At 66.0% G+C, this 20,708-nt stretch carries 23 protein-coding genes, 1 tRNA gene and 3 pseudogenes; 14 read left to right on the top strand and 13 right to left on the bottom strand.

All coding sequences use genetic code 11. From position 1 onward, the window contains the following. Window positions 1-150: 150 nt before the first annotated feature. Window positions 151-564 (bottom strand): hypothetical protein, encoded by a 414-nt coding sequence (locus tag AC1DXK_RS01315; protein ID WP_457107627.1) that lies wholly within the window; start codon window positions 562-564, stop codon window positions 151-153. A 222-nt stretch (window positions 565-786) separates the two neighbouring features. Between AC1DXK_RS01315 and AC1DXK_RS01310 the strand changes: the two genes are divergently transcribed. The 4 genes from AC1DXK_RS01310 (at window position 787) to AC1DXK_RS01295 (ending at window position 4,322) form a co-directional block, all read left to right on the top strand. Continuing rightward, a complete protein-coding gene (locus tag AC1DXK_RS01310) occupies window positions 787-1,347 on the top strand; it encodes a L,D-transpeptidase (protein WP_457107626.1) in 561 nt (186 codons plus the stop codon). A 227-nt stretch (window positions 1,348-1,574) separates the two neighbouring features. Beyond that, on the top strand, window positions 1,575-2,123 hold the full coding sequence (locus tag AC1DXK_RS01305; RefSeq protein ID WP_457107625.1) for a formaldehyde-activating enzyme: 549 nt from the start codon (window positions 1,575-1,577) through the stop codon (window positions 2,121-2,123). 123 nt (window positions 2,124-2,246) lie between these two features. Beyond that, the gene (locus AC1DXK_RS01300) at window positions 2,247-3,599 is read left to right on the top strand and encodes an L-serine ammonia-lyase (protein WP_457107624.1); all 1,353 of its coding nucleotides are present in this window, start codon (window positions 2,247-2,249) and stop codon (window positions 3,597-3,599) included. 90 nt (window positions 3,600-3,689) lie between these two features. Continuing rightward, window positions 3,690-4,322, top strand: a complete 633-nt coding sequence (locus tag AC1DXK_RS01295) for an outer membrane protein (RefSeq protein WP_457107623.1) — start codon at window positions 3,690-3,692, stop codon at window positions 4,320-4,322. 30 nt (window positions 4,323-4,352) lie between these two features. On the opposite strand, the gene AC1DXK_RS01290 is transcribed toward AC1DXK_RS01295, so the two are convergent. The 3 genes from AC1DXK_RS01290 to AC1DXK_RS01280 are packed head-to-tail and all read right to left on the bottom strand — an operon-like array spanning window position 4,353 to window position 6,376. Continuing rightward, window positions 4,353-4,985: a GNAT family N-acetyltransferase gene (locus AC1DXK_RS01290; protein WP_457107622.1), complete on the bottom strand. Its 633-nt coding sequence runs from the start codon at window positions 4,983-4,985 to the stop codon at window positions 4,353-4,355. 32 nt (window positions 4,986-5,017) lie between these two features. Then, window positions 5,018-6,061 carry a MaoC family dehydratase gene (locus tag AC1DXK_RS01285; protein WP_457107621.1) on the bottom strand — a complete coding sequence of 348 codons (1,044 nt, stop codon included), beginning with the start codon at window positions 6,059-6,061 and terminating at the stop codon, window positions 5,018-5,020. Window positions 6,062-6,073: 12 nt separating this feature from the next. After that, window positions 6,074-6,376, bottom strand: coding sequence for a YggT family protein (locus AC1DXK_RS01280; protein ID WP_020091350.1), 303 nt, complete (start codon window positions 6,374-6,376; stop codon window positions 6,074-6,076). Window positions 6,377-6,499: 123 nt separating this feature from the next. Here AC1DXK_RS01280 and AC1DXK_RS01275 point away from each other — a divergent pair. Beyond that, window positions 6,500-6,575: transfer RNA gene (locus AC1DXK_RS01275), tRNA-Ala, on the top strand. A gap of 531 nt (window positions 6,576-7,106) precedes the next feature. Then, window positions 7,107-7,331 carry a hypothetical protein gene (locus AC1DXK_RS01270; protein WP_477296556.1) on the top strand — a complete coding sequence of 75 codons (225 nt, stop codon included), beginning with the start codon at window positions 7,107-7,109 and terminating at the stop codon, window positions 7,329-7,331. A 343-nt stretch (window positions 7,332-7,674) separates the two neighbouring features. Here the strand turns inward: AC1DXK_RS01270 and AC1DXK_RS01265 are convergent. From AC1DXK_RS01265 to AC1DXK_RS01255, 3 genes and pseudogenes are all read right to left on the bottom strand, one after another. After that, window positions 7,675-7,923, bottom strand: a pseudogene (locus AC1DXK_RS01265) (IS110 family transposase); the annotation flags it as partial. Between the two features lie 206 nt (window positions 7,924-8,129). Then, entirely contained in the window at window positions 8,130-8,864 is a 735-nt protein-coding gene (locus tag AC1DXK_RS01260) for a sigma-70 family RNA polymerase sigma factor (RefSeq protein ID WP_477296554.1), read from the bottom strand. A 149-nt stretch (window positions 8,865-9,013) separates the two neighbouring features. Beyond that, window positions 9,014-9,247 (bottom strand): hypothetical protein, encoded by a 234-nt coding sequence (locus AC1DXK_RS01255; RefSeq protein WP_477296552.1) that lies wholly within the window; start codon window positions 9,245-9,247, stop codon window positions 9,014-9,016. A 316-nt stretch (window positions 9,248-9,563) separates the two neighbouring features. On the opposite strand from AC1DXK_RS01255, the gene AC1DXK_RS01250 reads away from it, so the two are divergent. The 7 genes and pseudogenes from AC1DXK_RS01250 to AC1DXK_RS01220 form a co-directional block, all read left to right on the top strand. Then, window positions 9,564-10,634, top strand: a complete 1,071-nt coding sequence (locus tag AC1DXK_RS01250; protein ID WP_477296550.1) for an NAD(P)H-dependent flavin oxidoreductase — start codon at window positions 9,564-9,566, stop codon at window positions 10,632-10,634. Between the two features lie 214 nt (window positions 10,635-10,848). Beyond that, window positions 10,849-11,091, top strand: a complete 243-nt coding sequence (locus AC1DXK_RS01245) for a cysteine rich repeat-containing protein (protein WP_477296548.1) — start codon at window positions 10,849-10,851, stop codon at window positions 11,089-11,091. A 39-nt stretch (window positions 11,092-11,130) separates the two neighbouring features. Further along, window positions 11,131-11,256 (top strand): hypothetical protein, encoded by a 126-nt coding sequence (locus tag AC1DXK_RS01240; RefSeq protein ID WP_477296546.1) that lies wholly within the window; start codon window positions 11,131-11,133, stop codon window positions 11,254-11,256. Window positions 11,257-12,250: 994 nt separating this feature from the next. Further along, window positions 12,251-12,715: a Ros/MucR family transcriptional regulator gene (locus AC1DXK_RS01235; protein ID WP_477296544.1), complete on the top strand. Its 465-nt coding sequence runs from the start codon at window positions 12,251-12,253 to the stop codon at window positions 12,713-12,715. Window positions 12,716-14,546: 1,831 nt separating this feature from the next. After that, a complete protein-coding gene (locus tag AC1DXK_RS01230; protein WP_477296542.1) occupies window positions 14,547-14,759 on the top strand; it encodes a hypothetical protein in 213 nt (70 codons plus the stop codon). A 104-nt stretch (window positions 14,760-14,863) separates the two neighbouring features. Next, window positions 14,864-14,986, top strand: a pseudogene (locus tag AC1DXK_RS01225) (IS110 family transposase); the annotation flags it as partial. Further along, window positions 14,986-15,255 (top strand): annotated as a pseudogene (locus AC1DXK_RS01220) (ATP-binding protein); the annotation flags it as partial. The pseudogenes AC1DXK_RS01225 and AC1DXK_RS01220, both read left to right, overlap by 1 nt. 293 nt (window positions 15,256-15,548) lie before the next feature. On the opposite strand, the gene AC1DXK_RS01215 reads toward AC1DXK_RS01220, so the two are convergent. The 4 genes from AC1DXK_RS01215 to hmpA are packed head-to-tail and all read right to left on the bottom strand — an operon-like array spanning window position 15,549 to window position 18,806. Continuing rightward, complete coding sequence (locus AC1DXK_RS01215) at window positions 15,549-16,268, bottom strand: GntR family transcriptional regulator (RefSeq protein ID WP_477296540.1); 720 nt, start codon at window positions 16,266-16,268, stop codon at window positions 15,549-15,551. Window positions 16,269-16,289: 21 nt separating this feature from the next. After that, window positions 16,290-17,051 (bottom strand): 5-formyltetrahydrofolate cyclo-ligase, encoded by a 762-nt coding sequence (locus AC1DXK_RS01210; RefSeq protein ID WP_477296538.1) that lies wholly within the window; start codon window positions 17,049-17,051, stop codon window positions 16,290-16,292. 14 nt (window positions 17,052-17,065) lie between these two features. Beyond that, complete coding sequence (locus tag AC1DXK_RS01205; RefSeq protein WP_477296536.1) at window positions 17,066-17,509, bottom strand: PAS domain-containing protein; 444 nt, start codon at window positions 17,507-17,509, stop codon at window positions 17,066-17,068. A 55-nt stretch (window positions 17,510-17,564) separates the two neighbouring features. Next, complete coding sequence (gene hmpA, locus AC1DXK_RS01200; protein ID WP_477296534.1) at window positions 17,565-18,806, bottom strand: NO-inducible flavohemoprotein; 1,242 nt, start codon at window positions 18,804-18,806, stop codon at window positions 17,565-17,567. Window positions 18,807-18,901: 95 nt separating this feature from the next. Between hmpA and AC1DXK_RS01195 the strand changes: the two genes are divergently transcribed. Next, complete coding sequence (locus AC1DXK_RS01195; protein ID WP_477296532.1) at window positions 18,902-19,351, top strand: Rrf2 family transcriptional regulator; 450 nt, start codon at window positions 18,902-18,904, stop codon at window positions 19,349-19,351. A gap of 176 nt (window positions 19,352-19,527) precedes the next feature. Here AC1DXK_RS01195 and AC1DXK_RS01190 read toward each other — a convergent pair whose 3' ends face one another. Together AC1DXK_RS01190 and AC1DXK_RS01185 are read right to left on the bottom strand one after the other, a co-directional pair. Next, entirely contained in the window at window positions 19,528-19,842 is a 315-nt protein-coding gene (locus AC1DXK_RS01190) for a hypothetical protein (RefSeq protein WP_477296531.1), read from the bottom strand. Window positions 19,843-19,876: 34 nt separating this feature from the next. After that, a complete protein-coding gene (locus tag AC1DXK_RS01185) occupies window positions 19,877-20,137 on the bottom strand; it encodes a hypothetical protein (RefSeq protein ID WP_477296529.1) in 261 nt (86 codons plus the stop codon). Window positions 20,138-20,708: the final 571 nt, after the last annotated feature.

Below are 20,708 nucleotides of genomic sequence, written 5' to 3'. Positions count from 1 at the left end.
GACGCTCCTGAAAGCATGCGTCTGCTGAGGCCGGCGCGGCGCAAGGGGCCGCGCGTCATCGAAGCGGATCCCGCGACCGGCCACGCGGCCGGTCGGTCGGAGATCGGGACAGGCGCGCACTCTAGCCGGCCGTCGAAGCCGGCGCGCGCGTCAGGTCAGCCTTGGAGGCCGGTGCGGCGCGCCATCCGGCGCGGACGGCGGCACGATGTCGGCCGCATACCCGAACGATGCGGTGGCCGTGTGACGGGGCCGCGGCGCCTCGACCGGCGGGCGCGGCAGCCCCAACTCGGTCAGGATCTCGCTGTCCGCGGCACAGAGATCGGTACGGCCGAAGGCCGAGCGCTCGGCCTCGGGCTGCGTATCCGGCGCCCCCGACAGAACTGCCATGCGTGGGCTCGCGACGGCGCAGGCCGGCCCCGCCGCCCGCTCGGCCTGCGCCGGCGCAGACGCGGCGAACAGCGCCGTCGCCGCGAGGACGAGCAGCGCCAGCACGGCGAGCCCCCGGGCAAAGCGGGCCGGCAGGCCCGCGACGCGGCGGGCCAGAAGGGCGACGGATCGGATCACGGACCCGAGATAAGCATGGCCGTCGCCCGGCGCAATCACCCCTTGTGCCGCGCCACCCGGTGCCGCGCCACCCGCGGGGTGTTGCGCGCAGCACACAGTCACGCCCGGACGTTCACGCGCCCGCGGGTCGGCCTCAACCTTGCCGCGAAATCCGGGCCGGCTCGCGGGAGGAGCGCGCGGCCGCCGCATCGGCCACGCCACGGCGAACGAAGGATGGAGACCATGTCGAGACGGATCGCGATGCTCGGGCTCGCGGGGCTGCTGCTCGGAAGCGCCCCCGCGATGGCCAACCCGCTGGACCGGGGCCCGATCGCCGACTTCCTCAACGTCTTCCGCAGTCAGGCGATTCCCCGCGAGACCGTCGCCTGGACCGGCAAGGAGAAGCCGGGCACGATCGTGGTCTCCACGCGGCAGCGCCGGCTGTACTACGTCCTCGGCGGCGGCGCGGCGATCCGCTACGGCGTCGGCGTGGGCCGTCAGGGCTTCTCGTGGTCCGGCACCAAGACCGTCACCATGAAGAAGGAGTGGCCGGATTGGCGTCCGCCGCAGCAGATGCTGGCCCGCCGCCCGGACCTGCCGCGCTACATGGCCGGCGGCCAGGACAATCCGCTGGGCGCCCGCGCCCTCTATCTCGGCTCCTCGCTCTACCGGATCCACGGCTCCAACGAGCCGGAGACGATGGGCGCGGCGGTCTCGTCGGGCTGCATCCGCATGACCAACAAGGACGTGGCCGACCTCTACGACCGGGCTCGGGTCGGCACCAAGGTCGTCGTGCGCGACTGATCGCGGCGACGGGCGACGCGGCTCCGGGGCGGGCATCGGCCCCGCGGGGCATCGACACCCCCGCGGAGCCGGGCTCCCCGGGGGCCATCCCGGAAGGATCGGCGTTCGGCCGGCCCGCCCACCCGGGCGGGGCCGATGACGGCCGCGCGTCGACAGGCGCGGCGACCCGATGATAGGACGCGCCTCGTCGGCCAAGGCCGGAGCGCCCGATCCCCACGAGGTACAGCATGAACGAACGCATCATCCTGCGCGCCGGCGAGGCACTCGTGGCGGGCGGCCCGCCTAACACCGCCTCCGAGCCCGAGGTCATCATCGGCGAACTCGACGGACCCGTCGGCACCGCCCTCGCGACGCTGACCGGCGACCAGGTCGTCGGCCACAGCCGCGTCTTCGCGCTGCTCAACACCGACATCATGGTCCGCCCGGTGACGCTGTGCGTCTCCAAGGTCAGCGTGACCGAGAGCAAGTACACCTCGATCCTGATGGGCACCGTGCAGTTCGCCATCGCCAACGGCGTCCTCGACGCCGTGCGGGCGGGCTACATCCCGAAGGAGAAGGCCAACGACCTCGGCATCATCTGCTCGGTCTGGCTGAGCCCCGGGGTGATCGAGGCGCAGAACGTCGACCACAAGGCGCTGTTCGACATCCAGCGCAAGGGCATGACCGAGGCGATCCGCAAGGCCATGACCAACGAGCCGTCGATCGACTGGCTGCTGGAGAACCAGGACAAGATCGTTCACAAGTATTACCAGATGGGCCTCGACGGAAAGATCTGAGGCGCCCGACCGCGCTCAGCCGGCGGCCACGGCGCCTGTCCGGCGGACGTGTCTGCGTGACCCGTCTGGCCGGCTTCCTGCAGGGTCGCGTCCCAGGCCGTGCCGGTGGAGAGACGCCACGCGATGATCAGTGCGTTCGATCTGTTCAAGATCGGGATCGGCCCGTCGAGTTCGCACACGATCGGCCCGATGGTCGCCGCGCGCCGCTTCCGCGACCGCGTCGCCGGCCGTCCCGGCATCGCGCGGGTGAGCGCGGAACTCTTCGGCTCCCTCGCCTGGACCGGGCGTGGCCACGGCACCGACGTGGCGATCTTCCTGGGGCTGCTCGGTCACGCGCCCGCCACCGTCGATCCCGACGCCGTGGCCGGCTACACCCAGGCCCTGGCCGAGACCGGCGCCCTCGGCCTGCCCGGCCTCGCCTTCGACTGCACCCGGGATCTCCTGTTCAACTTCGCCGAGGTGCTGCCGCGCCACACCAACGGCATGCGCTTCCGTGCCTACGACGCGGCGGGCGCCCGTCTGGACGAGATGGTCTGCTACTCGGTCGGGGGCGGCTTCGTGGAAGAGGAGGGCGCGGCGACGCCGGCCGACCTGGGTGCCGCGGCACTCCCCTATCCCTTCGAGAGCGGGGCCGATCTGCTGCGGATCTGCGCCGAGACCGGCCTGACGATCCCGCAGGTGCAGATGGCCAACGAGCGGACCCTGCGCCCCGAGGTCGCGATCGCGGCCGGCCTCGATGCCATCCGCGACGCCATGCTCGCCTGCATCGCCCGGGGCCTTCGGATGGACGGCGAACTGCCGGGCGGCCTCAAGGTCCGGCGCCGTGCCAAGCGGCTGCACGCGACGCTCGAGGCGAACCGGCTCTCCAACAGCCGTCCGGCCCACGAGATCATGGACTGGATCAGCCTGTTCGCCCTGGCGGTGAACGAGGAGAACGCCGCGGGCGGGCGTGTCGTCACGGCACCGACCAACGGCGCGGCCGGCATCGTGCCGGCGGTGCTGCGCTACGGCATCGATTTCTGCCCCGGCTGGAGCGAGGCGCGCGGGCGCGACTACCTCCTCGCCGCCGCCGCGATCGGCGGCCTGATCAAGCGCCGGGCCTCGATCTCAGGGGCCGAGGTCGGATGCCAGGGGGAGGTCGGCTCCGCGGCGGCCATGGCGGCGGCGGGGCTCGCCGCTGTTCTGGGTGGCGACGCCCGGCAGGTCGCCAACGCCGCCGAGATCGCCATGGAGCACCATCTCGGCATGACCTGCGACCCGATCGGCGGCCTCGTCCAGATCCCCTGCATCGAGCGCAACGCCTTCGGCGCCAACAAGGCGGTGGCCGCCGCCTCCCTGGCGCTGCACGGCGACGGGGTGCACTTCGTCAGCCTCGATCAGGTCATCGAGACCATGCGCCAGACCGGCCACGACATGCAGGACAAGTACAAGGAAACCTCCCTCGGCGGCCTCGCGGTCAACGTCGCCGCCTGCTGAGCGCGACGGCCCCGGCGCGTCCCGCGCACGATCCCGCGGGCGGGTCGGTTCCGCCTGTCGCGACCCAGGCGCTTAGGCTAGCATGGCGGCATGATCAGACGCGCTGATTCCCGCCCGTTCCGCCGCCTCGCGGCCGGTCTCGTGCTCGGCGCCGGCTGCCTCCCGCCGGGTCCCGCCGCCGCCCAGGCGCTGTTCTGGCCGTCCGTGGGCTTCGCGCCGCTGCCATCCTTCGCGTGGCCGCAGATGCCCGAGGATGCGTACGGCCGCTGGACCGGGTCCTACGCGCGTCTCTCGACCGGCTACGCGGTCAGTTCATCCCGGCATGGCGGCGGCTTTTCGGGTCCCACCCTCGGCCTCGAGGCCGGCCGGATGTGGCAGGAGGGTCCGATCCTCTACGGCATCAGCGGCGGCTTCGACTATCTGGCCGGCCTCGACGGGACCCTGACCCCGGGCTTCGGGCGCCTCGCCTACACCCGCGATTTCGCCGGCGCCCTGGAGGTGAAGGTGGGGACCCTCGTCGCGCCGGACGTCCTGCTCTACGCCAAGGGGGGTGTCGTGGCCGCGCACGAGACGCTGCGCATCGGGCCGACGCCGTCGACCCTGCCGATCACCCGCCAGGACATCGCGGTGCGGCCGGTGGCGGGCGTCGGCGTCGAGTGGGCGGTCACCGACCGCCTCTCCCTGGCGGTCGAGGCGGGGGTGGTGGGACGCGGTATCCGCTGAGGCGCGGGCGGCCCGTGTCCGCCCTGCCGGTCACCCGTCGTCGCGCGTCCGCGTCTTCGCGCTCCGTCCGCCGCGCCCCCGTCGGCGGCCTCGATCCCCCGCCGCCGCGAGCGGAGCGAGATCGCGCCAGCCATAGGCGACCTCCGCGAGGCGGCCCTGTCCCCGGACCGCGGCCTCGACCCGCGTCCCGCCGAGGACTTCGCAGTACCGTCGCCCCAGGGCGTTACCCTGCAGCACCCACGATCCGGCGGCGGCATACCCGGCCTTCTGCAGCTGCGTCGCAAGGGCTGTCGTCAGGGCGCTCCCGACCCCCTGCCCCTGGGCGGCGCGCAGGACGTAGAGGCCGCTGATCTCGCCGTCGTAGCCGGCGGCTGCCAGCAGGTCTGAGCGCTGGGCGTTGCAGGTGCCGAAGCCGACGGCCTCGCCCCCGCGTTCGGCCAGGAAGGCCGCCCCGCCGGGGGTGGCGGGCGGAGAGCTGAGGATCTGCGCCCACCAGGCGAGCCGGGCCTCGTAGGTGAGGGCCGTGATCATCTCGGGCGGCAGGAGCCCGGTATAGGTCTCGTGCCACGCGGCGACGTGGATCGCGGCCACGGCGGGGGCGTCCTCCGGGCGCGCCCGCCGCACCGTCACGGGGCGCGCCTTCGGGATGCGGGTCGCCGCCATGGCGTGCGGCGGCGCGCGCCGGAGCCTGCGGGCTACTTCGGCACGAACGCCCAGTAGTCCAGGTCGAGGATCACCGCCGGGTCGTAGCCCTCGCCGGCGCGATCCGGAAAGGCGTCGCAGGGCTGGTTCTTGGTGGCGACCGTGCGCAGGCGCAGGAGGCCGACATCGGCGCGGCCGACATCGGCGGTCGCCAGCACCTCGCTCCAGGCATAGACCGTATCGCCGGCAAACAGCGGCGCCACGTGCCGGCCGGCATTGATCCCGGCGATCGCGAACACGTTGGCCAGACCGTTGAAGCTCAGCGCGCGCGCCAGCGAGATCACGTGGCCGCCGTAGATCAGGCGCCGGCCGAAGCGGGTGTCCTTGGCTGCCAGCCCGTCGAAATGGACCTTGGCGGTGTTCTGGAACAGGCGCGTGGCGATCTGGTGCTCGGCCTCCTCGACGGTCATGCCGTCGACGTGGTCGATCTTCTCGCCCACGGCGTAATCCGCGAAGCGGTGGGGGCTGCCGGCCAGCTCCGTGTCGTAGGCGGCGGCCGAGAGCGTCGGCAGGACGCCCGCGAGGTCCTTGGGATCGACCACCTTGGCGAGGTTCGGCACATGCTCCTCGGCCACCGTCGCCTCCGGATCGCGCTTGCGCACGAGGACCCAGCGGCAATAGCTGAGGACGGGCTCGCCCTGCTCGTCGGAGCCCACCGAGCGGACGTAGACCACGCCGGTCTGGCGGTTCGAACTCTCCTTGAGGCCGATCACTTCCGACACGGTGGAGAGCGTCTCGCCCGGATAGACCGGCCGGCGGAATCCGCCCTCGGCGTAGCCGAGATTGGCGAGCGCGTTGAGGGAGACGTCCGGCACGGTCTTGCCGAACACCATGTGGAAGGTGAGCAGGTCGTCCAGCGGGCTCTTCGGATAGCCGAAGGCGCGGGCGAACGCGTCCGAGGATTGCACGGCGAAGCGGGGACCGTAGAGGCCCGTGTAGAGCGCCACGTCGCCCACCGTCACGGTGCGCGGGGTGGCGTGGCGGATGGTCTCGCCGAGGCGGAAATCCTCGAAGAAGCGGCCGGGATTCGTCTTCACGGGCGTTCGACCCTACTGCGTGTAAACATAGGCTGCGGGCACAGCGTATTCATGCAGCAGACGACTGATGAACAGCAGCAGCAGGATGAGGATGATCGGCGAGATGTCGACGCCGCCGAGATTGGGCAGCAGGTTGCGGATCGGCCGCAGCACCGGCTCGGTGAGCCGATAGAGCACCTCGCCGATCTGCGCGACGATGGGATTGCGCACGTTCACCACGTTGAACGCCACGAGCCAGCTGAGAACCGCGCTTGCGATGAGGACGTAGATGAAAAGCTGGACGACCGTGTCGAAGAGCCAGATCAGGGCATTCATGCGGGTTCGCGTGCTATCCTCGGGGCGCCCGCACCCCAGCGCCGGAGCGGCGCGCGGCGGGCGACGTTGAAACAGGGAATTGACAGGCTGAGCCGCCCGCGCCTACAAGGCCGGCGCCTCGACGGGGCTGTAGCTCAGATGGGAGAGCGCCGCAATCGCACTGCGGAGGTCAGGGGTTCGAATCCCCTCAGCTCCACCACTTATCTTTCGCCGAAAATAAGTGAGTGGCATCAGCGGCTTCGATTAGCCGCGAACTTGGATAAATCCCAATAAATCCCGAGCGCCGGGTCTAATTAATCCCGCGCTCTGCCCGCCAATCGGATCTTTCCACGGCAAGGCTCACCGCAAGCCGATAGGCCAATCGCGGAGCCTCGACCCGCCGCCTCAAAGATGTTCTTTGTTTGTTCCGAGGATCGAGGGCATGCTATCGCGCGAAGGCCCGGCGGTCGTCGTAAGCTTCGCCTTAGCGGGCGCGGATGGGTTCGAGTTCGACAAAAAAGGAAGCCACCGCGAATCCGGCGAAGTAGCGCTCGCGAACGGCAACCGAGAAGGCCACCTCCCCCGAGCCGCCGCCCTGTCACCGGGCTTTCTACACGGGTACGGCTTCGGCCGCGGAGATCCCGCGCGCCCGCTTCATCGCGAAACGTTGCTGCCGCTAATTGCGGTCGGAAGCCGCTAATCGGAGGCGTTGTGCCGGGACCTGACCTGGGTCGTGTTCCCGGATTTGGTCGTGCGCGCGTCGCTGAAGCGCGTGAACGGCACGAAGCAGCTCGATGCCGATGTCGAAAGATTCGATGAGGACGGCGAGCCGGCGGGCGTCGTCGCGGCGAGGTGCTATCGACGGATCGAGGCGTGGGATTTCCGCCTGTGGCTGGACGTCTTTGGCCGGCACCCGGACGATCGTTGGGCCGGCTGGCGGATGCGGTACTTCCTCCTCGCCATCACGCACGAGTAGCGACGATGCCATGAACGAGACGGCGCGCCCTGACGAGGGGGCTTGGGCGGCGCGGCATCAAGTTCCGACTTTGGAACGCGGAGGAAATCTCGCGATACCTGAGGCGCGATCCAAGCCTCGTCGACCGGTACTTACATCCCTCATGGCGCGGCGCGGTCTCCGCGATTCCCGCCGCCGGTGCACCGGCAGCCCAGATGCCGGCCGCCCTGGCTCCGCCGGTCGCGAAGGGTAACGCCGGCTTCCTCCAACAGGCCCTCGTCCAGTTCGAGGATCGCGTCAGCAGCGGGTCGGTTCCACCGCGGCGCTCGCACTCGATGCCGTGGTCAGCGAGGTTTCCCGGATCCGTTGCCGCCTCGTCGTCGAGCAGGCGTGCCAGGCGGGCGGCCAACCTGGCATGACCCTGCGGCACGACATGGCCACGCTCCAGCAGGATGGCGCGGATCTGGTCCATCAGGGCCGCCCGCTCGCCGACGAGCTGATCGCGGACCCGGTGCAGGATCTGCATGTCGAGTTGCGCTTCCGACTTGAGGGTCACGAAGCGCATGGTCGGCCACGTCGCCGCATCGGCAATCGCCTCGGCATCACGGTCGTCGTACTGCACACCGAAGTCGATCACGCTCTCACGCCGCATGCGCCGAGGGCCGCCTAAAATGGCTGCTCGGGTGGGAGCGGCGATGGCGGCAGTTGCGGTGACGGCGGAGGTCACTGAGAACAGGACGACTGCAGGCGGGCACCTGAGGCGAGCGAGGTGCTCAGCTCAGCAGCATCGGGGTTAGGTCACTCTGTGGCGGATGCRGGTCATACCGAGCCATCCGTCACGGAGAGCGTCACCGCGTCGCTGCCGACCTCGGACCCGCCGTAGCCGAGCATCCGCACGATCTGCTCCCGAGCGCGCCAGACGCGGCTCTTCACCGTGCCGACTTGGCAGCCCATGATCGCGGCGGCTTCCTCGTAGGTCAGATTCTCGACCGTCACGAGGACCAAAGCCTCCCGCATCGTCGGTGTGAGCCGGTCGAGGGCTACGCGCATATCCCCGAGGTCGAGGCGGCCATCCTGTTCCGGGATGCTGACCAACCGCTCGGCGTGGATACCATCACCGTCGGATATTTCGCGGCTCCTCTTGCGCTGCGTGGTATAGAACACGTTCCGCAGGATCGTGAACAGCCACGCCTCGAAGTTGGTGCCCATTGCGAAGCTCGACTGCTTATCCCAGGCGCGCAGGAGCGTTTCCTGCACGAGGTCGTCGGCTGCCGCTGAGTCACGAGTCAGCGAGATCGCGAACCGACGCAGCCCAGGGGTCATAGCGAGTAACCGGTCGCGAAACTCAGCTGCATCACGGCGGCTTGCCTCATCCAGTGTAGCCCCAAGTCGCGTCAGGAGATCGGCGAAGCGCTCGATCCCGTAAGGCTCGGGTTTCACCTCCACATAAGCCGCGGCCAGCAAGCGGCCGAGGTGTTGACGGATCTCGTCGGAGAGGGTTGGAGCTTCCTCGTCAGCATTCTGAGCATGGTGCTGCGGGTCGTCCGCGCTCATGCTCGGGTCTCCTTTAAAGTCTTCGCCATGAGTCGAGCTGGGTCCTTTCGGTAAACGCTCGCCTACATATCCTCACTGCATGGCTCGCCAAGTCCCACCACCCGTAAGAATTGTCATTCGACCTGATCGGTCCAGATCACACGCTGCCTTCAGCAATCTCGATCCAGCCACACCTCGCCAAGACGTAGCGACCAAATCACGTGCCCGGTGGGGTCGAGCAGGTAGATCGAGTTCGTGCCTGTGCCGATCATATCGACATGGATGCGCTTGGCTGCCTCAATGGCCTCGTCGGCATTCCTGGCCATAATGCTTTCCTCGCGCGCGGGCTCGTCGACTGCTCCGTCAAGGTGCCGGAGCGCCACGCAAAAGCGGTACTTCACCATCGTGCTGGGTCACTGGCGTTGGCAGGATACCAGTACAGAAATACCGGTTTTTGCCTCGCAGCCCAATGCGGCCAAAACCGCATCTTGCCTGTCCGCATCGGTCAAGGCCGCCCGCTGTCCCTCGGCGGCCCTTCAACGATGCGGATGGATGCCGGGTGGTGCTAGACTGCTCGCCAGAGCAGCTGGGCCGGAACGGTCTACGTCAGCCGGGGCGCACGGTTAAGTCAATGTTGAGGATCGCTGCGGCCTGACAGCCATGAGCCGGTCAGCGTATGCTCTCAGAAACACGTCACCTGGATCGGAGCCGGATCGAAGTATGAGCGCTGCCCTTCGCCGAGCTGCAACCTTTTGCTCTCGGTTCGGCCTGCAGGCGCCAATCCTGTTGGCACCTATGGCGGGCGCCTGTCCTCCGGCGCTTTCAGTCGCCGTGGCAAAAGCCGGGGGCCTCGGTGCCTGCGGCGCCCTCCTGATGCGGCCTGATGAGATCCTGGCGTGGGCGGAAGCGGCTCGCGGTGGCTCAAACGGCGCTTTCCAGATCAACACGTGGATCCCTGATCCTGCGCCGGCCCGCGATCCATCGCATGAGGCGCGGGTGCGCGACTTCCTGGGCCGCTGGGGGCCTGAAGTTCCGCCCGAGGCTGCGGATGCCGTACCGTTCGCTTTTGAGGCGCAGTGCAGGGCGATCTTGGAGGCGGGACCTCCCATCGTCTCCTCGATCATGGGTCTATATCCAGCACCGTTCGTCGCCGAGCTGAAGGTGCGCGGGATCGCATGGTTTGCGACCGTGACGACGGTTGCCGAAGCGCGAGCGGCCGAGCGTGCCGGGGCGGATGCAGTCGTCGCTCAGGGTTCGGAGGCAGGTGGGCATCGCGGCAGCTTCGACGCGGCTGAGGCCGAGCGGCAGCAGGTCGGATTGTTCGCGCTGCTGCCCGCAGTCGCGGATGCCGTCTCGATCCCGGTGATCGCCGCGGGCGGCATCGCCGACGCCCGCGGCATCGCGGCAGCCCTGATTTTAGGTGCGAGCGCGGTACAGATCGGCACCGGCTTCCTGCGCTGCCCGGAAGCTGGCATCCACCCAGCCTGGGCCGACGCACTGGCGCTCACTGCTCCCGAAGACACCTCTGTCACCCGCGCTTTCAGCGGCCGGGCGGGTCGAAGCCTCACGAACGGCTATGTGAGAGCCGCTGCCGCGGCGGATGCGCCGGTACCCGCGCCTTATCCAGTCCAGCGTGCCCTTACGGCCGCGATGCGTGCTACGGCTCAGAAGGCGGGCGACGTACAGCGCATGCAAGCTTGGGCAGGCCAGTCAGCTCGTCTGGCCTCTGCTGAGCCGGCCGAGCAGGTCGTGCGGCGCTGCTGGGAGGAGGCGAAGGCGCTGCTCTCGTGAGCGGATCGCGTTATCACGACGGCGCCAAGCGGATACGAATCGCCGGCTCGGCGGCACGGTTAACCCAATGTTGGGCGCGATCGGCGGTGAGATTGTGGGCGCGCCGTTCCGTCTGTGATCAAGATCCACATCGACTCCTTCTGTAGGGCAATTGGCCGCGGAACGACACCGAATGCCGTCCCGTTCTGATGCCAGTCAGAACTGGAGATAATCCTTGCTCAAGAAGCTTGTCGTGGCAGTCTCGTTGCTGGTCCTCGCCGCTGTGCCCGTCTCCGCGGCGACGCCTAAGCACGGCAGTAAAGAGCTTCAGCGGTACTGTTCGGGTGACGCGGCTACGTTCTGCGGCGACGTGGACCCAAGCAGCCCTAAAATGAACGCCTGCTTCAAGAAACACATGAGCCAGCTTTCTGAGAACTGTCGCCGCGCGATCACGGCCTACAAGCGCAGCGGGCGGTGAGTGAGGCTGCGGGCGAGCGACTAACCGAAGGGTGTGCGCATGTTTAACGCCGCCCTGGCGATCTTCACCGTCATCGCGGTCCTGGTGGTCACGGCGCTGGCGAGGCTTCTGCTCTTCCCCTTCCGCCCTGCCCACCGCCTAGTGCGTAGATCGGGCCGGCAGTGAGCAATCCACTCGCAACGTACTGGAATGTGCGAAGAGGGTTCGCAGGAACAGCTAATCCGTCGCAGAGACGGACCTGAGCGCCGAACCTAGGTTGGGCAGGTCGGCGTCGGCTGCCGCCCCGCTGACCTTTCATGCCTGCCCCCGACCTTTCCGACCTGACGGGTTGGGGGCGGGCGTGGATGCTGAGATCCGGCGCGGCAAGACGAAGATCGTTCCGTCAGGCGAAATATTTTGTCTTGTGGCGCTTGTGAGTAAGGATGCCGGTGTTGGCGGCGGGATGGGTCGCTGACCTTCCACGCCCGCCTGGTGTTTCTCCAAAGCTGAGGGCGGGCGTGGATGCTCTACCTAGCGCCGCCCACCATTACTACCCGGCTTAATGGCCCGCTCCACTGCCTTCACGCGTTCGAACAGACGGTAGCAGAAGTCGATGGCGGCTTCCCGAACCGCGGTCCAGTGGGCTGGGGGCAGATACCGGCACGGTGAAGCGTGCGCGGATAGGTCCTTTATGGCGATGCGCCACACGGCGGCGCCGAAAAGCGTGAGAGAGCGAAGTCGGAGGTCATAAGGCCGAGCTACGGCAGTTGTGGCGCGGTAGCCATGCGGCGAGAAGCGAACTTGCTCACGTGGTTTGGTACAGCCTCACTGCTCAACCAAGTCACCGACTGGCGCCAACCACACCGGCAAAGCATACCGCAGGCCTGCTGAAACCCGAGCGCTACATCCTGCGTAATGAACATCCGCGAGGCGCTGCGCGCAGGCCGCTTGCCAATGCGTGCTGCATTACGAGGACCGGAACCGCGTTACAACCTGACCCTGTTGTTGGCAACATCTAACTACTTGATAGTTGTTATCCGAGTGATATCGCTATATTTGGAAAACGCGTCCGAATATTTCCGGTCTAGTCATGTAAAAAATGGAAATCATATGTAAACAGTTTTAAAAACAACATTTGGATACGGCGTATTGCGCGTATCCGAGCATGGGAGCAAGCGCAGTGACGGCAGAAAGCTTAGACCATACACGCGACTCAATAACGCTGGCTGGCGAAATTGTCGCCGCTTACGTCTCGAACAATCCATTGCCGGCGGCCGAGCTGCCGGGTTTGATCGAGCGGGTTCATCGCGCCGTCGCCGGTCTCGCATCTGGTGATGGGGCGATGAAGATCGATGGCGTCCCACACGGCGACGTCGAGAAGCCGAGCGCGGCCCAGATCCGCAAGTCGGTTCAGCATAACGGTATCGTCAGCTTCATCGACGGTAAGACCTACAAGACGCTTAAGCGCCACCTGTACGCCCACGGCCTCGACCCGCGCAGCTACCGCGACCGCTTCGGCCTGTCCCGAGACTACCCGATGGTCGCCCCGGAATATGCCGAGCGTCGCTCTGCCTTGGCCAAATCGATTGGTCTTGGCGTGCCTGGAGCGCGTGCTGACCGGCGCAGGACCGGCACTGGCGATTGATGTGCGGCCGAGCGTGAGCAACGCGCCGTCGTGTTCAGAACGGCAGCAGCGGAACCATGACTCCGGCGAGTTGAAGGAGGCGAGCCGGCGCGCTACGGGATGGTCGACCGAAGGTGTCTGCCCAGCTTAGACGAATGATTTGGGCGGTAGGCGCCGTCGGCTCTCCCACTGCTTTCCGGGCTCGGCGCTTGGCGGCTCCGATCCAGCGCAGGATCCAGGGTCCATGTCCGCGCTGCGAAACCTGCGGCTGTTCGGACTTGCGCCGGCACCGGCTCGTGCGGCTGGCATTACGCTTTGCTGGAGACATCGGTGAAGCGCCCTGTCGGAACTTCGGGGCTTGAATATTAGCGCCGCCGTAAGCTAGGCGACATCACCCGTTCAGAGGACGGCAAAAGGCTTATCTGTGCTCCGGGATGATGACACGCTCGACTGGAGGTGTGCTGATCAACCTGGGAAGCGCCGGACCGCCCCTGCTGCACGGGGCTGGACGCGATGGTTGGCCTGAACTCGCGCAAGAGCATCTGGGCGAAGCTCAGGAGTGAGCGGAACGGTGGTGTGACGCCAAGGCGCTGGCGACGCTCGCTAAAGCATGACAAATCCGAGCTATGCCGACCACTGATCCGCAGACCTGTGAAGTGAAGATCGGGGGCATATGGCGCGCCGTCAGCCTGGATGAGGCCTCGGCTCACCACACCATGGCTGCGAAGCGCTGCTCCGCATGCCACGGGCGCGTGGCGCTCAACGGGACGTACAGTGGACCGAACGTTCGCCGACGCCTCTATCACCGAAGGCCACACGGCGGCTGCCCGCTGAGGCCTGAGACGTACTGCGGCACGCCCTCGCTGCATCCACAGGCGCTCACGTAGTCCTGGATCGCCCCGCCGTCCTATGCGCTTGCGGGCTGGTGAGGCTTGATGCCGCTCTCATGACCGTGGCGGGGTACGCAACGTGACCCGGAAAGCACGATGGTTGGGGCGATTACCCGCGGCTCACCAATTGCCTGTGCCTAGGCCCTGGATCGAGAATGGCAGCCGGTAATGGCTGCGATTGTAGACAAAGAAACGGGCCGCTCTCGGGGGGATGAGAGCAGCCCGTTCGCCTGGGATCACGCGATGACCTTCACGCGCTGACCGGTAAACCCGGCAGCCAGAGCCCTGTTCCAGTACGGAGTCGAAAACTGGTAGGCCGTATGTGCCGCGGCGATACGCGCATTGAGGCGTTAGACCGGCATCAGCCGCCGCAGTGCGAACCCTGCTCCCGACGGCGACTACTGATCTCCGATGCATTTCGAATGCTAACGCTTCGAGCTGTTCAGCAAAGCAGCTCATGTCTTCGGCGGCGTTGCATACAGCGCCCGCAGGGGGACTTACCGAGTGCCGTTCAACTGGCTGTTATTTTTCGGCGGTCGCAGCCGTGCTGCTGTCAGCCTGCTGCTGCTGTGCAGGTTGTGCCACCATGGACTCGGGCTGATCCGTGCGAACGTCGTTCGTGTGATCGGGAAGCGGGAACAACCGCTTCAACCCCGCCGCCACTCCCAACACGATGCCGTCGCGCTCGGAGAGGCGATCACCAAAGAAGTGGGGCGACACTGGCATGGACGCACACAAGATAACGCAGGCGAGAGGGTTCGCAGCGGCTCAACGTCGGCATTGTCACGCTTGGTTCCATGTCGCTCACGGTGGCGTGAGGTCGCAGACCAAAGTACGATTGCTCGGTTTTGGATAGCCGGCTTTTTGCGTGCGGCGCGCCAGTTTGGCGGGCCCAATGTTTGAGACAGCCTTGTGGGCGTGCCACCTCTGCGGAGCACGCCCATTTTTAGATAATCGGCGCGATGAGCAATCTAGATGGGGCGCAGAGGAACGCTCGGATAGCACCCAATTACCGGCTACTCTACATCAGCACGTCCAATGAGGTCATCAGGGTTGAGCGACTGAACGCCAGCGACGATGATGTTGCCATCGCCGTGGCACAGGAGTTGGCGGTGACCCACTTTGTCGAACTCTGGGACGGCATGCGCTTCATCGAGCGGTTTGAGCCCCAGTAGCGGCTGGGGCGGTCCTTACGCGACGTGCGAGCCATCATTGAGGGCAGCTCAGTCGTGCATCAAGCAAGTCGACACGGTGTGCCGAAGGGATCGTGACGGAGCAGATGCTGGCGCGAAAGCCGCGCATGCTGGTGACGGTGGCGGTGGCCAACAAGATGGCCCGCATCGTCCGGGCCTTTCTGGCGAAGGTCGGGAGTTGCCGAGCTTCGGTGGCGGCTGCGGCGTAAAGGTCTTCTCGCAGCGCTACGAGCGTGGCTCGACCGTGGTGACCTCGAAGCTCCCGTTTGAGGACTGGACCTCGGTGCTGGGCTCGGAACGGCTCACGGGCGCGCTGCTGGACCCGCTGACGCACCACGTCAGCATCCTAAGCGTAAATAGCGACAGCTACCGCCTCAGAGCCTCCCGCAGCCGGCGCGGCCGCCCCGGCGCGGCGGAGCAAAACCAGGCCTGCGCCGATCCCTATGATACCGAGATTGGTGAGGTCCTACCGACCTGACCCTGACGATCAATTACGAAGGCTGATGGGGCTCGCCCAGGCGTCTTCAGCGTTCAGCCCACCTACCGCCAGTGGCCTGGTTTTGCTCCGCTACAGCGGCCTGGAATTGAGCCGCCCTTTACAGCCGCGTTCGTTTTGTCGACATATTCGCGGGCAGGCGGAGCGTGAGAGTTGCGGCCAATGCGCCGCTGTGGATTGTGAGGGCGCTTCTGACTGTGGCTAGCTGTATGATCGAACGTAATGAGCCCACAGCCTCGGTGTTGCTGCTCCGTAAAGAGTTGAACTTTTTGCTTCTAGTAATTCCGTGGGTCTGGGGCTTCGAAACAATTACCGCAGCTCTCGATGTCACGAGCAAACCTGAAGCCTCTTTCGAGAACGAGCCGACTCGCAAGCTCGGCGTCACGCAGCTCCAGCGCTTCGATAATGGCCCTGTACGCGGCCCTCAGATATGCGAGGTCGATGCTCTGGCGAAATATCGTCTCGTGAACGCTCCGCAAATGCAGCAGGAGGTGGTTAAGCATAGACAGGATCTCCGCGCATTGCGCGAGCGTGGCGGCATGGCGGCAGAACTGCCAACGAGCCTCGAAATAGCGGTGATATTCACCTGTCGGATCTGCCTCATAGAGGGCGCGGAAGCTCGCACGAAGCGCGCCGAGCTGCGCCTCCGTCGCTTTGGCACATGCCAACCGGACCGCCATGCTCTCCAGTGCAGCACAGGCATAAACCATCTCGATGATCTCACGCCTGGTTTTCTTGACAACGAACACACCGTGTCGCGGCCGCCGACGTACGAATCCCTGGTGTTCCAGGATCGTCAGTGCCTCTCGGATGGGCGTGCGGCTGACCCTAAGATCCCCGGAAAGTTTGCACTCATCGAGCTGCAGCTCGCCGGGATGATCATAGATGCGCAATTCGGCGATCACACCCAGTATAGCTTTATAGGCGAGCGCGCGCAGGCCCGATTCGGAACAGGCCGGGACCGCATCGGCTAAGAAGCTATCCAATGTGGACACCAGCCCAACTCCAAAGCGAGATCATGATCGATCCGTGTTTGGCCAGACGCCGTCTTCTGTCACGATGATGTCCATAGGAACGTCGTGTGCCTGCGGGTAAATCGTCGCGAGCCGCGCAAGGGCAAAGCCGACGCCGATGACCAGCGGCTTCGTCGGCCTGGACGCGATGGTCCTATCATAGAAGCCGCCACCATAGCCGAGGCGGTATCTGGCCGAATCGAATCCGACGAGCGGTGCGATCAGAACGTCAGGATCGACGGCCTCGCCCTCGGCGGGAACGGGGATGTTCCAGACGCCGCGGGTCATGCGGTCACCTGGCGACCAAGCTCGGAACTGGAGGGGGCGCCCCTTCTCCACGACAATGGGAAGCGCCAGTCGTGCTCCCTCTTCACGCATCCCTGTCAGGAGGGGTCTGGCATCGTACTCGCCTTTGAAGGGCCAGTAGAGGCCGATCAACATGCCTGATGCCGAGGGTAGAGCGGCTCGGAGAGCTTGCCCGATGCGCGCGCTCCAAGCAGCGCGATCCTGGGCAGAGATGCTGACCCGCCGCTCGATGAGGGCGGTGCGGGTCTCCTTTCGCCACCGCCGCACGCTCGGCCAGTCGGATGCTGAGACTGCAGAGGCGCACGGTTCAGAAGGTTGCCTCTCCATCTTCGGTCTGACGAAGTCGGGATCGAGCTCATGCATAAAACAGGGTGGAGAGCTGTACTCGCCGAACTCAGGGAGTTCGGGAGCCGCAGAATTCGACGGCATCTCAGGCGGTTTGGTTGAACGCCCAGCCATGATGCGCTCCCTCGCTATGGTGTGCCCGCGTGCCGCTCGGTGAGCTTGGCCAAGCGCTCTCTCAAAACCTTCAGTTCGGTGAAGCGGATCGTGACATCCCGCATCACCGCGACCACGCCGGTCATCGCCCCCTGCTCATCTCTGAGCGGCACGATGGTGAACTCCAGCGAGATCTGCCGCCCATCCTTGCGGACGCCTGGGACGGATAGGAGAGCACCCTCACCATAGCGGCTCTCCCCGGTCGCCATGGTCTTGCGGTACCCCTCCCAGTGGCGCTTGCGCAGCCGCTCGGGCGTGATGATGTCGAGCGATCGGCCGACTGCCTCGTCGGCCGTGTAGCCGAAGATGCGCTCGGCTCCCGGGTTCCAGATGCGGATGATCCCCTCGCTGTCCGAGGCAATCACCGCATCTGCGGCGGAAGACAGGATCGCGTCAGCCACTTTACGCGCGTAGTCCACGCAGGCGCTCCCCCGGTTGTAGCGCCGCTCACCTGAAGGAGCGGCGCCATCGTGCTCAGGCGGCCTGCCGCGGCTCTTCGATCAGCTCATCTGCCGGACCGAAGAACTCGAACCGGATGCGCTCGGCCGGAATGCCTTGACGCTGAAGCCCATTCACAAGCGCGCTGAGGAACGGCTTGGGACCGCAGAGATAGTAGGTCGCCTCCTCGCGGGGGGTCTGAGCCACGAGCCAGTCAGCGCTGATCAGGCCGGCCGCATCGTAGTGCTCGCCCTGCCGATCCTGCGCTTCCGGCTCCGCGTAGAACGTGTGCAACCGGACGTTCTCGTTGCCGGCGGTCAGCGCCTTCGCGTGATCACGCATCGCGTGCACACGACCGTTGAGCGCCCCGTGAACGTACCAGGTTGGTCGCTCAGGTGTCGCCGCTGTGATCGTCTCCAGCATGCTCATCATTGGCGTCAGCCCGACGCCTCCGCTGACGAGCACGACGGGGGCGTTCGAGGTCTGGTCGAGGAAGAAGTCACCGGCAGGCGGTGCCGCGCGCAGCACCGTCCCGTATCGGGCATGATCGTGCAGCCAGTTCGAGACGATCCCGGCGGGCTCGTCTGCCCGGCCCTCGCGCTTGACGGTGATGCGGTAGGCCCGGTCGTTCGGCGCACAGGAGATCGAGTAATTCCGCTTCAACACGCCGTGGCCCGGCAGGTTGAACAGGAAGCCCAGGTACTGCCCCGGCCGGTGGCGCAGGACCGGGCCACCGTCAACCGGAGCTAGGACGAAGGAGCGGATCATCTCGCTGTCCTGCGCGACGCTCTCGACCACGAAGTCGCGCCAGCCGTTCCAGCCCCCCGGCTTGGCCGACAGATCGCGGTAGATCGTGGCCTCGCGGCCGATCAGCAGCTCCGCCAGGAACCAGTACGCCTCACCCCAGGCCGCGCAGATCTCCGGCGTGGCGGCTTCGCCGAGCACGTCGCCGATGGCGCCGAGCAGCGCGTCGGCCACATAGGGATAGTGCTCCGGCAGGATGTTCAGCGCGACATGCTTCTGCGCGATGCGCTCCACCGCTCCGGCCAAGACGCCGAGATTGTCGATGTTGCGGGCATAGGCCAGCACCGCCTGAGCCAGGGCCTTCGGCTGCGAGCCGGTCTCGCCGTGGTGGGACTGGTTGAAGAGGTCGCGGATCTCTGCGTTCTGGAAGAGGCGCTCGTACATGCGCTTCGTGATCGTCAGGCCGTGCGCCTCGAGGGCGGGGACGGTCGCCTTGATGATGGCGACGGTGGCGGGAGAGAGTGGGGTGGGCATCGGCAACTCTCAAAGGTGCATTAATGCTGCATCTTATGGCGCCCTGGCCTAAAAGATGCAAGAATTATATACCTTCAGCTCAGACAAGGCATGCGATGCGTCTGACCCGCTACACAGACTATGCCCTGCGCACGCTGATCTATCTCGGCTTGCATGAACCGCGGCAGAGTTCGATCGCCGAGATCGCGCGCGCTTACGGCATCTCGGAAAACCATCTGACGAAGGTGGTGCATCAACTCGGCCGCGTGGGGCTGATCCGCACCACTCGCGGCCGCGGCGGCGGGCTGCGGCTTGGCAGGCCAGCTACCGAGATCATCATCGGTGCCGTTGTGCGGCAGACCGAGGACGATCTCGCACTGGTGGAGTGCTTTGCAAGTGGAGTATGCGCGATCACAGCATCGTGCCGCCTGAAGCGTGCACTCGCAGAGGCTTTGGCAGCTTTCCTGGCGGTTCTTGACGGTTACACATTGGCGGACCTGCTCGCAGATGAGGCAGGACCGGAGATCTCGCGGCTTCTGGGTCTACAGCTAGAACTCGCCCCATGATACGAGATCGGGATCGCGTTGCTTGTCACGGTGCACCCTCCTGCCCACCGTGCAAGCCGTATTTCAGGAAGTAAGAACGACATTCACAGCGTGACCGAGAAGCTCATCGGTGCTGTTCTCGCGTGGGTGGGGTCTGCGGGGGCCCGTTCTCGCCCTGGCGCTTCCGGCCGGTGCCCTCAACGGTCCCACGCGTTTTCAAGGCCGGCCCTCCGCTGCAAGCTCTGTCCTGGATCTGGATCGTATCCTGGTCTCCAGCCGGGCTTACGGCCCTTGGCTGCGCTCGGCAAGGGAGTGGCATTCGACTTTCCAGCCGGGGAGCCGACAACCCCATCCTGCGCGACCAACATGGCGGCGGCGAAGAGGATCAACCAGGCGGTGGTGGCCGCAAGGACCGGCGTCAGGTCCCGCGCGTGCTCGCGCCACTGGCGGATCGCCGGGCACCCGAAGGTGAAAGACGCCGCCAGCAGGATCTGGAACGCGTGCTCGTTCATGACGTATCCGGCTGTCTCACGGGCCCCGATCCGTTCACGCGAGCGCATGCGTGAACGGGCCATCGCCCGGCCCCACAGGTGTCCGATCCCCCAGAACGCTTCGCCCTGATGCGATGATCTGGATGGTCTGGCGCCGATCACAGACGGTACGTGCCATCGTCTCTAGGTCGCGCAGGTATAAAATCATCAGATTCCTCGAAGCGCCGTCCGTGTTGAGAGCGGTGCCCACCTTGAAGAAGACGTTGCGCTCAAGCTCGGTCCAGAACTCGGTCGAGAATAATTCTTGCTGTGCCACGGGATGAGCCCTCAGTGAGATGCCTAATTCTACAGGTACACTCAATAACGTCATCGCTCGAATGGTAAAGGCGCGCGAACATGTAGCTGTCCGTGAACGTACCGTCTTCGTCAGAGTGCCCGGCTCGACTCCTTCATCGTAGGCCCGCGCACTCACCGGAGGCTTCGGGTTCCAGCAAGCCGATGCCGGCCGGCCTTCAGTGCAGCCGATTGATGGTCATGGCGAAGCCCGCGAGATCACCCCGTCACGCTGCATATACCCTTCGGAGCTATCCGAACATCGGCCGCCTACAGAACGCAAGAACAGTTCGCGTACAGTTTTGTTGAACGCTCCCCTTCGGACCCGGTTACGCGGCCCCGAGAAGCTGGAGATCATGTGGCTCATCGTGCAAGGCATCTGCCGGTACACGCTCCACTGGAGATGCTCGGCATTCCACGTGCCGCCTTCTACCATTGACCACGTCTGGCACGCATGCACCTCGCACACTTCTCGGTTATAACGGCACGAATGTTGGTAGCTACGATGCAATACTCGCAGTCATGGGATCAGCTATCCGAAGTATTCTGCTCCC

Source organism: Methylobacterium sp. P3_A11 (assembly GCF_056403155.1).
This window is presented reverse-complemented; position numbering and strand designations above follow the sequence as displayed.